Origin of the sequence: Alteromonas sp. LOR, assembly GCF_000753865.1 — a bacterium.
GTDB lineage: Bacteria > Pseudomonadota > Gammaproteobacteria > Enterobacterales > Alteromonadaceae > Alteromonas.
Genome location: NZ_JQFW01000031.1, coordinates 131,420 through 146,679, shown reverse-complemented (window position 1 = coordinate 146,679; position 15,260 = coordinate 131,420). Strand labels below are relative to the sequence as shown.

Annotated in this window: 14 protein-coding genes; 4 read left to right on the top strand and 10 right to left on the bottom strand. The window is 44.5% G+C overall.

Annotation, left to right across the window (positions count from 1 at the left end; translation table 11 throughout):
* Nucleotide 1: 1 nt before the first annotated feature.
* From JV36_RS0112105 to yrfG, 4 genes are all read right to left on the bottom strand, one after another.
* Nucleotides 2-682 carry a transglutaminase-like cysteine peptidase gene (locus JV36_RS0112105; RefSeq protein WP_032095325.1) on the bottom strand — a complete coding sequence of 227 codons (681 nt, stop codon included), beginning with the start codon at nt 680-682 and terminating at the stop codon, nt 2-4.
* A gap of 221 nt (nt 683-903) precedes the next feature.
* Nucleotides 904-2,283 carry an NAD-dependent succinate-semialdehyde dehydrogenase gene (locus JV36_RS0112100; protein ID WP_032095324.1) on the bottom strand — a complete coding sequence of 460 codons (1,380 nt, stop codon included), beginning with the start codon at nt 2,281-2,283 and terminating at the stop codon, nt 904-906.
* A 384-nt stretch (nt 2,284-2,667) separates the two neighbouring features.
* Entirely contained in the window at nt 2,668-3,213 is a 546-nt protein-coding gene (gene yjjX, locus JV36_RS0112095; RefSeq protein WP_032095323.1) for an inosine/xanthosine triphosphatase, read from the bottom strand.
* Between the two features lie 2 nt (nt 3,214-3,215).
* Nucleotides 3,216-3,914, bottom strand: coding sequence for a GMP/IMP nucleotidase (gene yrfG / locus JV36_RS0112090; RefSeq protein WP_032095322.1), 699 nt, complete (start codon nt 3,912-3,914; stop codon nt 3,216-3,218).
* Between the two features lie 76 nt (nt 3,915-3,990).
* Between yrfG and nudE the strand changes: the two genes are divergently transcribed.
* From nudE to JV36_RS0112075, 3 genes are all read left to right on the top strand, one after another.
* The gene (gene nudE, locus JV36_RS0112085; RefSeq protein WP_032095321.1) at nt 3,991-4,554 is read left to right on the top strand and encodes an ADP compounds hydrolase NudE; all 564 of its coding nucleotides are present in this window, start codon (nt 3,991-3,993) and stop codon (nt 4,552-4,554) included.
* A gap of 3 nt (nt 4,555-4,557) precedes the next feature.
* Entirely contained in the window at nt 4,558-5,403 is an 846-nt protein-coding gene (cysQ, locus tag JV36_RS0112080) for a 3'(2'),5'-bisphosphate nucleotidase CysQ (protein WP_032095320.1), read from the top strand.
* Nucleotides 5,404-5,557: 154 nt separating this feature from the next.
* Complete coding sequence (locus JV36_RS0112075; protein WP_052010092.1) at nt 5,558-6,139, top strand: YceI family protein; 582 nt, start codon at nt 5,558-5,560, stop codon at nt 6,137-6,139.
* 166 nt (nt 6,140-6,305) lie between these two features.
* On the opposite strand, the gene mdoH is transcribed toward JV36_RS0112075, so the two are convergent.
* Entirely contained in the window at nt 6,306-8,267 is a 1,962-nt protein-coding gene (gene mdoH, locus JV36_RS0112070) for a glucans biosynthesis glucosyltransferase MdoH (protein WP_268746585.1), read from the bottom strand.
* 4 nt (nt 8,268-8,271) lie between these two features.
* Nucleotides 8,272-9,918, bottom strand: a complete 1,647-nt coding sequence (locus tag JV36_RS0112065) for a glucan biosynthesis protein G (RefSeq protein ID WP_032095318.1) — start codon at nt 9,916-9,918, stop codon at nt 8,272-8,274.
* Nucleotides 9,919-10,638: 720 nt separating this feature from the next.
* On the opposite strand from JV36_RS0112065, the gene JV36_RS0112060 reads away from it, so the two are divergent.
* Nucleotides 10,639-11,208, top strand: coding sequence for an outer membrane beta-barrel protein (locus JV36_RS0112060; RefSeq protein WP_032095317.1), 570 nt, complete (start codon nt 10,639-10,641; stop codon nt 11,206-11,208).
* Nucleotides 11,209-11,270: 62 nt separating this feature from the next.
* Here the strand turns inward: JV36_RS0112060 and JV36_RS0112055 are convergent, their stop codons facing one another.
* The 4 genes from JV36_RS0112055 to JV36_RS0112040 form a co-directional block, all read right to left on the bottom strand.
* Complete coding sequence (locus tag JV36_RS0112055; RefSeq protein ID WP_032095316.1) at nt 11,271-11,507, bottom strand: YheU family protein; 237 nt, start codon at nt 11,505-11,507, stop codon at nt 11,271-11,273.
* 45 nt (nt 11,508-11,552) lie between these two features.
* Complete coding sequence (locus JV36_RS0112050) at nt 11,553-12,593, bottom strand: hydrolase (protein ID WP_032095315.1); 1,041 nt, start codon at nt 12,591-12,593, stop codon at nt 11,553-11,555.
* 83 nt (nt 12,594-12,676) lie between these two features.
* Nucleotides 12,677-13,243 carry a TIGR02444 family protein gene (locus JV36_RS0112045; protein WP_032095314.1) on the bottom strand — a complete coding sequence of 189 codons (567 nt, stop codon included), beginning with the start codon at nt 13,241-13,243 and terminating at the stop codon, nt 12,677-12,679.
* The gene (locus JV36_RS0112040; RefSeq protein WP_032095313.1) at nt 13,224-15,170 is read right to left on the bottom strand and encodes an ATP-binding cassette domain-containing protein; all 1,947 of its coding nucleotides are present in this window, start codon (nt 15,168-15,170) and stop codon (nt 13,224-13,226) included. Before JV36_RS0112040 ends, JV36_RS0112045 begins: the two co-directional genes overlap by 20 nt.
* Nucleotides 15,171-15,260 lie beyond the last annotated feature (90 nt).

Sequence of the window (15,260 nt, the reverse complement as noted above, 5' to 3'; positions counted from 1 at the left end):
TTTATGACCTTCTGCTAATACCTTCTTGCTTCATTCGCTCAATAACATCGCGCCATTTTGATAGACGACTGGTTGAACTTGACACCTGACTTACCTGACCCGGTTGCCATATGCCTGAGTCATTAAAACTAAAAACAGGGACAAGATCTGTTCGTTGAGATCCAGGTAATACACTTGAGATAAGGCTATCTAAAACCAATGGGTCTGAAGATGGCATATCGTAATAGCCCAGTACCATGTGCGCCTGAGTAATCCGACTCCTGCCAATTTTGGCTTTGACGTATATGAGCCTAAGCTTGTCTCTATCTATGCCCAAGTGTAGCAGAGCAACGTACTTTGCAATTGCGAAATCTTCACAGTCACCCTTTGAATGACCGATAAGCTCGGCAGGGGTAGCCCAGTAGTCTTGTTCGTTGAATATGTCAGCATCGAGCGCATATTCAATATGTTTATCAAAAAATGTATTTACGCCGATTAGTTTTTCTTCGTCGCTTTTATTTTTTAGCAATAAAAGTGTTTCTGCTAACGCATCGACAACAAACGCTCTTTCATCACCAAACTTATTTTTGACTTCCTGCTCGAACGTCGAAAATTCTATATGCAAAGGATTTGATAGGTGCTGAGCAACGACTAGCAACGCGATAATGAGCGAGCAAAATAGCGTAAATCTAGTGATTGTCATATGCAGTGTGCTTTTCAAAATGCAGCATTTATAGACAGTAAGCGGAGTCGCCTAGTACTACTTATAGGAATATCATAGGTATAGCACGAGTACACTGAGAAACCAATGCATATACTGAGAAGTGCTTAACCCATAAAAAAAGGCAGAGTTTTACACTCTGCCTTCAACTATATTCACTGCGTTAAGCGCCGGTGAAGTGGATTCTACATATTCGACGAGGCCTAGTTACTCGCTACCATAATCGTTTTGATATTCACAAACTCACGAATACCATAACCGCCGTGCTCTCGACCATAACCACTGTCTTTTACACCACCGAAGGGTAAGTTAGGCTGTGCGAGTGAATAGCCGTTGATATTTACCATACCGGTATCAAACTCATTTTTAGCAAGCGCAATGGCGTTATCTGTATCGGTACTAAAAATACCGCCGCCAAGTCCATAGCGCGAATCGTTCGCAATTTCCATGGCTTGCTTATCGTCACGGGCACGAATTAGTGAGGCTACTGGGCCAAACAATTCGTCATCATAGGCTGGCATACCAGGCGATACGTTTTCTAATACCGTCACTGGGTAAAAGTAGCCAGCTGCATCAGGCACTTCGCCACCTAAAGATAGGGTTGCACCCGCATCTAAAGACTCTTTAACTTGGTCATGCAATTCGTCACGTAAATCTTCACGAGCCATGGGCCCTAAGTCTGTCCCTTCTTTTGAAGGGTCACCTACCGTTAGCTTTTTACACTGCGCAACAAATTTATCTCTAAATTCATCGTATACACTATCTGAAATGACAAAACGTTTTGCTGCCACACAGGTTTCACCGTTATTAATCACTCGGCCTTTAATGCACATTTCCACTGCATTATCGATATCGGCATCAGCCAATACGATGAAGGCGTCATTACTGCCTAATTCCATTACCGTCTTTTTCGATTCGCCTGCAGCTTCTTTCGCCACCTGCTTACCAACGCTGTCACTTCCGGTAAAGGTCACACCACGAACATGCTTATGTTTTATCAGTCCACTTGCTGTGCTGCCGTCGATCATCAGCGATTGGTACACATTTTTTGGAAAGCCTGCATCTTCGTAAAGTTGCTGAATAGCTTGTGCCATACCAAACACGTTTTGCGCATGTTTAAGCACGGTTGTGTTACCGGCCATAATGTTCGATGCGCTATAACGTATCACTTGATATAGCGGGAAGTTCCAAGGCTGAATACCTAAGATAACGCCCGTGGGCTGATACGTAATAATAGCTTTACCGCCTTCATATACACGCGCTTCATCTTCTAAAAATGATGCGCCATGTTCGGCGGTATATCGACAAATCTCGGCACAAAGCTGTACTTCTTGCTTGCCCTGTTCCGCTACTTTACCCATTTCAAGCGTCATTAAGTTAGCAAGGTCGTCGATGCGTTCTTCCATCAAATCCGCTAAGTTATTAAAAATTTCGGCTCGCGCACCAAAGGAAGTTTTCTTCCAATTTAGATAAGCTTCATGAGAGCGTGTTACCGCTTGTTCGGCATCTTCCACTGATATCAATTGATAATGATCAAGTTGCTCACCAGTAGTCGGGTTATACGTCTTAATTGTCTCGCTCATTGTCAAACTCCTTGTTCTGTTGATGAACTAGGTAGTGCAACTACAACGCCAACAAGTATAAAATAAAAATAAACTTTTAAATTCAATAACTTAAATTCATAAATTACGCTCCAGCCTATAAAGCAATAAGAATAAATATTGGGAAAAGATTACGAGTAAAGGTAAAGATTTCAGAAAATTGATGTAAATACGCTTACGATTAAGCATACATAGAAGGGGAAACTGCCTTTTAGTTATCTTAGCGTGCGGACCTTTGCGCTGCGTTTTTGCAAAGGCCTTTTACATCAAGGTGAAAATTAGGGATGCATAAGCTTTTTTTGTGGCTAACTCAAAGAGAACAAAGAGGGCAAAAGGCGCCAAAAAACAAAGGGAACCACTAAATGGCTAATCGGTGTAGAGGTCGGGAAAGTGAAATTTTGCCATTGCCAGGGTAAGCGCCACTTCATAAACACTTTGGCGGGTAGCGTGATTCAGCGTAAGCAGACCAATGGCACCGCCTTTTTGCTTTACATTTACAGTATCAAACAAGGCATCCATTACCGGGCCGAGCTCTTCCCCGCGCTGTAGTGCTTGAAACACCGCTACAGGAAGGGGCAAACTTGCACTTCGCGTAACCGACCAATGCCCCTCGTGGTAAATAGCCACATACGCAAAGGTTGCGGGGCCATCTTCAAACACATCCACACCGCCCTCTATGGCGACATACCATGAATCTGGAAAGCCACCTTCATGCAGGCTCAGCATGGCTTTCACTCTGTTGATAGCACCCTCACGGGTTTCTGCTTCAGACATGGGCTGCTCAGCCACGCCACTTTCTACCGATATACCCTCAGCATCAAAATCATGCTCTAACGTGTCAGATAAGGTATTAAGCGCAGCGTTGATCTTTACCGGGTTTTTAGACCCTACGTAAATGGTGTCAGGAATCATGCCTAGCTCCTTGTAACCGGGTTATTAACAATGTCATCAACCATCAAACGATAGTCACGCACCGCGGGAAACTCGGTTATATTTCTGTCTGGCAAGGTGCGGTCAGGATTGTCCACCGCCAGTAAATGTTTAATACCAAACGTTTTAGCCGCGTTCAGTATAGGCAAAGAATCATCGACAAACAGCGTTCGCTCATTAGTAAACTGAACCCGCTCCTGTAAACGTTGCCATAGCAATTGAGATTCTTTCGTTACCCCAAATTCATGAGTGGAGATAAGATTATCTATATGCTCGTCTAACTGGGTATGCTCTAACTTTAAGGCCAAGCTATTCGGGTGGGCATTAGTTACAAGTACCACTTGGCGACCAGAAGTGTGCAGTGCGTTTAAAAATGGGACCGTATCTTCGCGAATAGAGAGCAAGTGAGACAACTCGCGTTTTAGCGGCATAAACTCAGAGTCTAAATCTAGGGATAGAGACTCAGCCCAGTAATCAAGACAATACCATTGAATTTGACCAAAAACGCTGTCGTAGCGCTTTTTCATTTCGGCTTGGCTTTGCGCTTCTGAAATACCGCGAATTTCAGCTAATCGTTTGGGAAGGTGATACAACCAGAACTGATTATCGTAATGTAAATCCAGTAGTGTACCGTCCATATCAAGCAGTACGGTGTCTATTTCATTCCAGGGCAGAAAGGGCAAGCGATTTTCCTTATAATGAAGTAAGCTAGAATATGAGCAATTCAATGAACATGATAACAAAGATGTAGCGAGAGACATGCGAAAAATTGACCCAAATAAAGCATTACCACAAATTCATTCTCGTAAGATTGTGGCACAAAGCAATCTCTTCAGGGTAGAAAGTTTAGATTTAGAATTTTCTAACGGTGAAACCCGTCAATTTGAGCGTATGGCTGGCGGAAATCGCGGTGCCGTAATGATTGTCCCGATGCTAGATGCCGATACCATGGTACTTATCAGAGAGTATGCAGCCGGCACACATTCCTACCAACTCGGTTTTCCAAAAGGCCTTATTGACCCTGGTGAAACTGCGCTTGAAGCCGCGAACAGAGAGCTTCAAGAGGAAGCAGGTTTTGCCGCCAAGGAGCTTACCGAGCTACATCAAGTAAGTATGGCGCCTACCTTCTTTAATGCCAGCATGACAATTGTGATGGCACGAGATCTTTATCCGAAAACACTTGAAGGCGACGAGCCTGAACCTTTAGAGGTAATAAACTGGCCGATTGCTGAGTCAGATGCTTTACTTGCACGAGAAGATTTTGTTGAAGCCCGTTGTATTGCTGCTCTATTTTTAGCTCAGAAGTGGTTAAAGGAACAATAAACTATGCCCGACGATGCCCACCCCGACCTACTAGAATTGGCAAAAGAAGTTGCAATAGAAGCCGGCAAAGCAGTCTTAGAAGTATATGAAAATCGCGACTTTGACGCGTATCAGAAAGACGATGACTCACCGGTTACCAGTGCCGACTACCTTGCGAACGACATCATTAATAAACGATTGTCAGAAGCGACCCCAGACATTCCTATTCTTTCTGAAGAAAATAAGCACGCGAGTTTAGACGAGCGAAAACACTGGACTCGCTACTGGCTTATTGACCCCATAGACGGGACGCAAGAATTTATTGCTCGCAGCGGTGACTTTGCCGTGAACATTGCATTAATTGAAAACAACGAACCTACTATTGGCGTTATTTTTTGGCCCCCAGGGCAATCAATTTATTACGCGCAAAAGGGTAAAGGGGCATTTAAGTCTACGCCAGAAGGCGATAAGCCTATTTCGGTACGCAAGTTGAGCGACCCTAAAAGTAGCGTTGTTATGATTGCAATTAGCCGACGTCAGTCCCGTGAGAAAGTGCTCAACCGAATGTGTGCTAAACGTATCTACAACATGCTGCCTCTTGGAAGCTGCTCGCTGAAAGCGTGTTTTATCGCTGAAGGTAAAGCAGATGTATTTATGCGTATTGGCATTACAGGCGAATGGGATACCGGCGCTTCTCAGTGCATTGTATCTGAAGCTGGAGGCAGTATTACTACGGCAAACTTTGAACCGCTGACGTATAACAAGCGACATTCGCTAGAGAACCCAGATTTTGTGGTAATGGGCGATCAACGCGTGCCATGGCAGGACATTGTGAAGTATGATGACTTTGAAAACCCATACACAAAATAAGACGTATGAGTTTTTGAATATCGCATAAATATCCTCACGGTTTACCCACAGTAGACCGTGCAATTTAGCCGTATTGCTACCCAATAGATTTCGTTGGCTTTTTCATGTAGTCAATGCCAAACGAAATTAATGCATCAACAGGAGTAATCAAACGATGGCAAAGTACGTTCGCACATTATCAACCGCTTTACTGGCATGTGGACTCTCGTTTAACGCGTCTGCAGATTGGACAATTAACAAAGATACTAGCGCATTACATTTCATTTCGACTAAAAACGCGCAAGTCACTGAAGTGCATCAATTCGATAGTTTCAAAGGCACCCTATCAGACAAGGGTAAGCTTAACGTTGAGGTAGACCTTTCATCGGTTAATACGGCAATAGACATTCGCAACAAACGCATGCAAGAAATGCTGTTTAACGTGAGTGAGTTCGCAACGGCAAACTTTGAAGCAACCTTAACCAAACCTATGATGCAGCTTAAATCGGGTGAAGTGATGAAAGGTAAGGTAGACGGCATACTAACGCTACACGGTAAGGCAGTACCCACTGCATTTGCAGTGACTATTAGCCAAGTTGATGCTGATACGCTGACTGTTTCAACTAGCGCACCTACGCTCATTAAAGCTGAATCATTTGGACTAGCCCAGGGCGTTGCTGCTTTGCAAAAAATTGCTGGTTTGAAGAGCATAACAACCACGGTGCCGATTACGTTTTCAGTGACGCTTAACCGCTAGCTCTTACACGCTAGTTCCCATAGACTGAAAGCTCACAGCACAAATAAAAAAAGCCGCTTAGAAAAGCGGCTTTTTTGTTTGTGGCTGTCCTTCTAGGGCTCTTTGTAGAGATTCTGTTAAGGGCTAGGGCTCTTAGACCCCCTTAAAGGGATCAACGTTTAAAACCCTAACCTTGTGCAACAAGCACAGGCTTTCTAGGAGTCGGTTGTTGATTTAACGCCTGCTCAGGCATGGTTAGCCATAAGCTCTCAGGTAAAGCAGGTGCAGAAACATTATGCTTAGGGGTAGCGAAGTGAGAAATGGTAAAATGTTTCATTGCTACATCAAGACGTTTAAGCGCCTTACACTCGCTCACCTCTTCACCAATAACAAACACACCCCACTTACGCATTGTTTTACCCAGCACGTCACTACTTGTAAGGCGAATAACAGGGGCCGCTAGCACCATGCCTGTTAGCACAGGAAGCAACCACATAAACAGCGATGGTGTGAAATAAAACGTTGTTACACCCCAAGCTATGGCTAGTGCACTCATAATTTGCGTGTGCTTAATGGCGACAGACCAAGGTACTTTGCGCCCTTCACGCTCCTGAGCTTCCCATTTTACTGAAAACCCGACGAACACACTGATAACAAAGTAACTATGGTAAAACATCATAAGTGGTGCAATAAGCACAGCCATAACAAGTTCAAGGGATGCACCTTTAATCAACGACCACGCGCCGCCAAACTCACTTCTGCGCTTAATTAAGGCAAGTGTAATACCAAGTAACTTAGGTAAAAACAACAGTGCTGCTGTGCCCCACATGGTCACCATCATCATATCTTGTCTAGCCACCTGCCAACTTGGAAATAACTGATATTCAGACATGAAGAAGTCAGGCACTGTTGTTGCGCGAATTAGCGCATCGGCTGTACCTAGTGCCAGCATGCAAAACAGAATAAGCGATGAAATATAGGCAAACGCGCCAAATAGGAAATGCAAACGGTTAGCCGTTTTGAGGCCTTTCACGTTAAGCAAGCCAAGATGCTGAATGTTGCCTTGAACCCAACGACGATCGCGAATGGCATAATCGACGATATTGCTAGGTACTTCTTCATAGCTTCCCGTTGTATCGGTTAGCAAATACGCCTGCCATCCAGCACGTGACAGTAACGCCGCTTCAACGAAGTCATGACTCAATACTTCACCGCCAAACGGTGCACGTCCCTCAAGGGTAGGAAGACCACAGTGCTGCATAAACGGCGCTATACGGATAATAGCGTTGTGGCCCCAATAGTTGGCGCTGTCGGTTTGCCAAAAAGAGAGACCTGTAGCCAGCATAGGGCTATATAAGTGTGCTGCAAATTGCACGAAACGCCCGAAAAACGTATCTTGGCGCACCGGCATAGGAATGGTTTGAATTAACGCGGTATCAGGTGCTTGTTCAATACGCTTTGCTAAATCTTCCATGCGTTCGCCAGTCATTACACTATCGGCATCTAGCACAATCATAGATTCGTAATTACCGCCCCAGCGCTCACAGAACTCTTTAAGATTACCCACTTTTCTATGGGTGTTATTTTCACGGCGGCGATAGAAAACCTGCCCAGCGTATTCACCTAAACGTTTTTGCAAACGTGCAAATGCATGCAGCTCTGCTTCGGCTTTATCGCTATCTCGCGTGTCGCTTAGCATGTAAAAGTCAAAGTTTTCTTTGCTGTCACCGTCCATAAGCTCGCGGATACACGTCTCGAAACCAACCATAATGCGCTTGGTATCTTCGTTATAAACTGGCATAACTACGGCGTGGCGCTGCGTTAAAGCAACGCTTGCTTCGGGTGCCGCCAATTTCTTTTTCAAACTCAGCGGGTCGATATTGAACAGCTGTAAAACGAATCCAATTATTCCTGTCCAAAATGCCATACACAGCCAAGCGAAAAGGGTTAAGCCAAGTCCAAGTTGTGCAATTTCTAAGTTTGTTAATCCATTAGGTAAAAATATCTCATACAAACTCCAACCGGCCAGCGCCGTGCTCGGAATAACGAGCATTGCCATTATAAATAAACGCATATGTGCTCCTTTGATGATCTGGTTACGTGACGATCTGATTTCTGATGACGGCCCTGACTGCTGATTAGCTTCCATCGATTTATTTAGGTTGGTAGACATAATTCCATACCTCGCTCACTCGCTTGCCGTCCTGCTCAATATAAGCACGCATATCAGTGGTTTGATTTTCCGTTGGCTGCATAAAGAAGGTAGCCCGCCACTCTGCACCATCTGCTACGGGGTATAAACGCTGTTGAGATACCGTGCCGTTTGCGCTTTGCACTACGAGTTTTGTGGTTTTATCATCAAACGCTTTTGCCTTTGGCGCTAAGAAGTCAACGGTAAACTGACGTGTGGTTGCCAAAGACTCATCTTTAAACTCATCACCAGGCAATACTGCGCTACCTTGTCTAGTGCGCTCTACAGTGGCTAAGGCACTTTCAAAGGGGTGTTGCTCTACCGTTTTAAGTTCGTAGGAGAAATACATTGAATCGCCTTCGTTAAACGGCTCTCCTGGTGTCCAAAACGCAACAATATTATCGTGAATTTCAGAGGTAGTCGGAATTTCAACAACCTCTAAACGGCCTTTATCAAAACCTTCTCGAGGCGTAACCCAAAGTCCAGGGCGAATATGGTAGTTTGCCTCTGCGTCTAGGTAGTTATCCCATTGCCCATCGCGCTGTAACATACCGAAGCCCTTAGGCTTACTGTCGCTTAGTGAAGTAATTTGCAGGCGAGACGGGTTTGTTAACGGTCTGAAAATTTCTTCATCGGCATGAGTTACCATTAATACACCATCGCTATCGTGCACTTCAGGACGGTAGTCGTCATGACGCTGTTGTGTATTTTCGCCGTACAAAAACATACTAGTAAACGGAGCAACGCCAAGCTTTTCTACGTCTTCGCGAGCAAACAACCAGCTCTCAACCTCAACGGAAGTGTCTTCACCTGGCTCGATAACAAATTTATAAGCGCCAGCGACAGATGGACTTTCCAAACGGGCATAAATGGTAATTGGCTGGCCCGTCTCTGTTCCTTTTTTGCTAGGCTCCACTATCCAAAATTCGGTAAAGTGAGGAAACTCTTCACCCTTGGTTAATGCCGTATCAATGGCGAGGCCTCGTGCAGAAATTCCGTATACTTGGTTTTTCCCCACTAAGCGAAAATAAGAAGCGCCCAAAAAAACGGCAAATTCATCTTTATACTCATCACTTTTAATAGGGTAGTGAACGCGGAAACCCGCAAACCCTGAGTTCTCATCAGTTAACCCTTTAAGTGCTGATGATTGTCCATCGTAGCTGAACATCTCGCTGTCAAAGGCTAAACGCTCGGGGGTATTACTGCTCCCGATGGTATGAATAGTAACGGGATATTCGTAAAGAAAGCCTGGGTGAAAAAATTGAAGCTCGTAGTCGTTTTCTTGATGCCAAAGACTTTGCTCAGGTTGAAAACGAATAGAACGGTATGTTTGGTAGTCAATTTCCTTGAGCTTACTGTCCAAGTTATGATCGTCTTGTTCATAACTTTCACTTGCAGAAACTTTGGCTGCATCAATAACAGATTGTAGAACCGGTGACGCTTTCTGCGGCTGATTATTATCGTTAACAGTTGTCGCCATTGCACTTGGTAAAACAATAAACGCTAAAATGCTTGAAACGTAAACCAATGCACGGGGCATTGCACAGCTTATAGATACGTGTTGCTTAACTATATTTCGCATGATAATTGATAAACGTGGCTCGGCCATTTTCCTCTCCTTTGGGTAATGGGCTATCGCAGCTGCTTAATTATCTAAGCAGTAGAAAGGTGCTCTATTCCTTTCCTTTGGATTAACGCAGTAAAGGGAAAACTAAAACTCTGCGTCTACTCTCAAATGCAATAACTCTCACAGGGGATGAGCAAGACACGTTCCAACGCGTTCAAAAAGACAACTAAATATAATAATACTCAATATTTTCAATTATTTAAAAGGGTAAAAAAGATATCAACACACTCGCCGCGCTAATATTTTCTAATTGAAAGACCTTAGCCATCTACTATTTCACATGAAAACTGTTGTTTTTTAGAGACAGTTTTTGCATCTACCATTCACAGCATATCGCTGTTCTTTTATCTAAATATCGACTAGCCACATTAAATACTTATATATTTCCTTTGTTTTTCATCACGTTAAATATAAAAAGTATATTAACTTGGATTTAAGAAGCGAGTTGGCAAAGACCTTGCTCTTAGAATAGGTAAATTGTCAGTAGGACGAGGATGACACGGTAAAACGTAAAATTTTCATATTTTGCATGTCATCGTCATTTTTTATTCAGTTCACTATTAGGCATTCTGTTTAAGCGTCGTATATCGGCGGTTCCCCCCTTATAGCTGATGCAGCCTAAGGATAAACCGAGCTTAAGCACACCTTCATAATCACGCTTGTTTTATGAAATAGGTACTGAACATACTAAGGAGTTATTACATGAACAAAGCAATCTCACTTCTCGCTTCAACGTCTGCGCTTGTCGCATTTACCGCCGCTTTTGCCCCTGCTACTGCTTTAGCCGATAAGCCAGATTGGCGCTATGTAGAAGGAGGCTATACAAAGCTAGATTTTGATAACAACGAATCGTTTGAGCCTGATGGGTTTACCGCTAGTGGCAAATACCTTCTTAATAGCAATTGGTACTTAAACGGTGAATACAGCTTTTTTGAAGAAGGCAATTTCGATTTTGATATGATAACCGTTGGTGCTGGCTATCGACTTCCAGTAAATGCCACTACAGATGCTTACTTCGGCGCGAACCTTGAGCGAGTAGACGGCGACATAGACGATGATAATGGCTACAGCGTGAACGCTGGGCTTCGCTCTATGGTCACAGAGCAAATAGAATTAGCCGGTGAAGTTGGCTATTACGATGTAGACGGTGGTGAAGCAACGATTAAGGTAGGAGCGAATTACTACATTACGCCTCAGTGGGCAGTTGGCGCCAGCTATGAATTAATTGATGAGCTAGATATTATGCAAGTAACGGCTCGTTACGCGTTTTAAGCCTCCCTCTCCTCAGGAAGGTTAGCCGGGTTGCTCGACCCGGCTTTTTTATTCAGCGCTTTCTATTCACCCGCTTTGTCTTCGGGCAATAAATCCTCTTTACGCTTTATATCCACACTTTCGTGTAATTCTGAATACACCAGTACCGCTTCTCCCGACTTTAAGCCATCGAGTACCTGCTGTACCTTAGTGTTAAATTCAGTTTCTTGCTCGCCGTAATCTGTACCTTCCCGCAGCACAAACGATTCGGCCAAGCTATAAACCGTATCGGCCTCTAGTGCTTCGATAGGAATTATCATATTTGCTCCAATTTATAAATTTCACAGCACTCACCCACAAAGACCTCAGTAGCTACGGCTTGAATAGCTGCATGTACTGTCTATTGGCAGCACTTCGCTGACAAACTGCTTCACTCTTTCATGTAGCCATACTCGGGGATTGAATACAGAGCCTTGCATAAAACCTACATGCCCACCCCGTTCGCTTAATTCAACGGTTACGTTTCTAGCTAGCTCTTCTTCTTTCGGCACAATGAGGTGATTCATGAAAGGATCGTCAATGCTATGCAGTACTAGCGTGCGACAGTGTATAGCGCTCAAAAAGTGATACGCACTGCACTTCTCATAATAATCTTGCGCATCTTCAAAACCATGAAGTGGCGCCGTTATTTTTTCGTCAAACTGCGTAAAACTGGTCATATCGTCAACGTCTTCTTTTGTAAGCTGAATAAGCTTTCGATAGTCGATATATTCCATTTTCTGGCGCAGCGTGCTTTTCATACTGTTTAGTAAGTACTTTTGATACACCCGAGAAAAACCGTGGTTAATCGACTTTGCACACTCCGCCAGTTTCAGTGGCGATGAAATGGCAACAGCGGCTTGAAGCCACTTCTGTGCTGGATTTTCGCCTAACAACTTAAGCAGCATATTACCGCCTAAAGAAAAGCCAATAGCCACTTTGGGAATACGCGGAAACTTATCGCTAAGCCACTCTAAGAAAAAGCTAGGATCGCCGGTTTCACCGCTGTGATAGGCTCGGGCATTTAAGTTAGGTACACCACTGCAACCGCGATAGTGCATCATCACCACCTGCCAGCCGTTTACCGACAGCTGTGCCATCATATCGTTGGCATAGTGAGACTTAATGCTTCCCTCTAACCCGTGAAAAAGAACAACGATGCCTGCTGTTTCCTGTGGTTTCGGGCCCCACGCTACATCAACAAAGTCATCATCAGGAAGGGTTAATCGCTCCATTTGATAGGCTAATGGCAACCGTTTTTGAATAAACCGTGGCCATATTGTCTGCACGTGACGATTTTTAGCCCACCCAGGAACGGTGAAGCTACTTTTAATTATTTTTCCGTGTGCTCTCGCTAACTTACTCATTATGGCTTCTTATTTTAATGCTTCTTATTTTAGGCTTCTTATTTCAATTTTCGTCTTAATCATTTCTTCACAACAAAAACAGCTTAAGGGAGCTGGCTAACAAGCTGACTCACAAGGCTTCGGGCCTCGCTGTTTTCCCTAAGCGAATAAACATTGATAAACGCTGCAATAGACGCATTTAAAATGCGTGCACCATCACCTGAAGGCTGCGCAGACATGCGGTGTACGTCTAACTGATTAAAAGCTTCGATAATGACTTCTTGCTGCTGCCTCTCAAGCGCTAGCTCTTGGGTTTTTAGCAGCTCGTAAGTCTCAGCGTTTTTTTCACAGCTTGCACTACTTTCATCATTAGCGTTAGTCGAGCTTTGCACCGTTGACCGGTGCTTCGGGTTGGCCAGCTTGCGTTTATCTCTGTGTATTTTTAACTCACTTTCACTTTTCGCTGCCGCCTCAATAACCTCTTTTAACTGGGGCAAATTAATAATGATATTGTTTTCTAAACACCAGCAAACCAGTAAAAGCACATTCACGTTTACCCCATGCTGATCTTGAAGCAGCAACGCTAAAGGTGCTACATCACCTGTGGCATAGCGGCTAAGGCTATATTGCCAAAACATCTCACCATCAATACTAACCATTTGCGATGTCATAAGCTTCCCGGTGTTGTTCTATTTGCTCTTGGGCATCCAGCCATGCCATTTCCTCTTCTTCAATACGCTGCTTCAGTGAAGTCTGCTTATCGAGTAACGCCATAAGCTCAGATTTTTTGTCCTCACCGTAAAGGCTGGTATCTGCCAATGACTCCTCTACATTGGCGAGGGAGGCTGAATAGGCTTCCATATTCTTTTCATGCTTTTCTACGGCGCGCTTTAAAGGAGCGATCTGTTTTCTAAACTCAGCTTCTTTGCGCTTTTCTTCTTTGCGATCGAGTTTCCGCTCAGGCTTACTGGTTTGCTCCCCTTGCGCTTCGTCTTTTGCATCTTGATTCGCTTTTGCCTTTTCAGCAGCCTGCTGTTTTAAGATCCAATCTCGATAATCATCTAAGTCGCCGGTGAAAGAGGCCACATGACCACTGTCCACAAGATAGAAGTCTTCGCACACCGAGCTCAGTAGAAACCTATCGTGCGATACCAGCACCATAGCGCCTTCAAAGCCTTGCAAGGCAATATTAAGGGCATGACGCATTTCTAAATCAAGGTGGTTCGTCGGTTCATCTAAAAGCAGTAAATTTGGCTTTTGATACACAATTAACGCGAGCACCAAGCGAGCTTTTTCACCACCAGACATGGGGGCAACAGGCGCGAGTGCTTCGTCGCCATTAAATCCAAATCCGCCCAAATAATCTCGCAACTGCTGTTCGGTGGCTTTTGCATCTAGTCGCTGTAAGTGAAGTATAGGGGTGGCATTGGGGTCTAAGGTTTCTAGCTGATGCTGAGCGAAATACCCAATTTTAAGCCCTTTCGCTGTATTGAATATGCCTTGCTTGGGCGAATGCACGCCTGCCAGCAGCTTTATCAGCGTTGACTTACCTTGGCCATTTCGACCAAGAAGGCCAATACGGCTGCCCGGAACCAAATTGAGTTTCACCTGCTCTAGCACGGTATGTTCGCCATAGCCTAGCTGCACTTTTTCCATTTGCACTAGCGGGTTCGGCAACGCTGATGGAGGCGCAAATGAAAAGCTAAAAGGGCTAGCCATGTGCGCAGGAAGCAGAGTCTCCATCTTCTCAAGCTGTTTAATACGGCTTTGTGCTTGCTTTGCTTTACTCGCTTTGGCTTTAAAACGGGTAATAAATGAGTTCAGATGAGCAACTTTTTGCTGCTGCTTATCATACTCAAGATTTTGCAAGCGAATACGTTCGGCACGCTGCGTTTCAAAGGCAGAATAGTTCCCCGTATAAGTCACTAGTTTTTGTTGCTCTACACTGATGATTTGAGCAACCGTATTATCGATAAATGCCTTATCGTGAGAAATAAGTAGCAATGTTCCAGCGAATCGCTGTAGCCATTTTTCAAGCCAAATAACCGCATCTAAATCTAAGTGGTTGGTTGGCTCATCAAGTAATAGTAAGTCTGAGGGACATAACAAGGCCTGCGCCAGGTTTAAACGCATACGCCACCCACCAGAGAAGTCGGTAACGGGGGCGGTAAGCTGTGAGTTGGTAAAGCCTAAACCTGAGAGAATAGTGGCCGCACGAGACTCAACATCATAAGCACCTGCCTGTTCTAACTGACCGTGAATTTGGCCAATCTGTACGCCGTCTTCTTTCTGTTCGGCTAACGCAAGCTGCGCCTGAAGCGTGCGTAAGTGTTTATCGCCGTCTACCACATAATCAATGGCTCGCCTGTCTGTTGCCGGCGTTTCCTGAGCCACGCTGACTATTCGCCAGTCGCCAGGTACGCTGCAATCACCAGCATCAACCGTTAGCTCGCTGCGCAACAGGGCAAATAAAGTCGATTTTCCACACCCGTTGCTGCCTATCAACGCCACTTTATGACCAGGAAATACCTGGGCAGATGCGTCTTCTAGCAGCATTTTTCTGCCGCGCAATAGCGATACATTTGAGAGCTTTATCATGACTTACCTACGCTGGGACAACTTCGGGCGCGTATAATAGCAAAAACTTAAGGTAAAAGCTGATCAACGCAACGTGTTTGGCGGTATAAT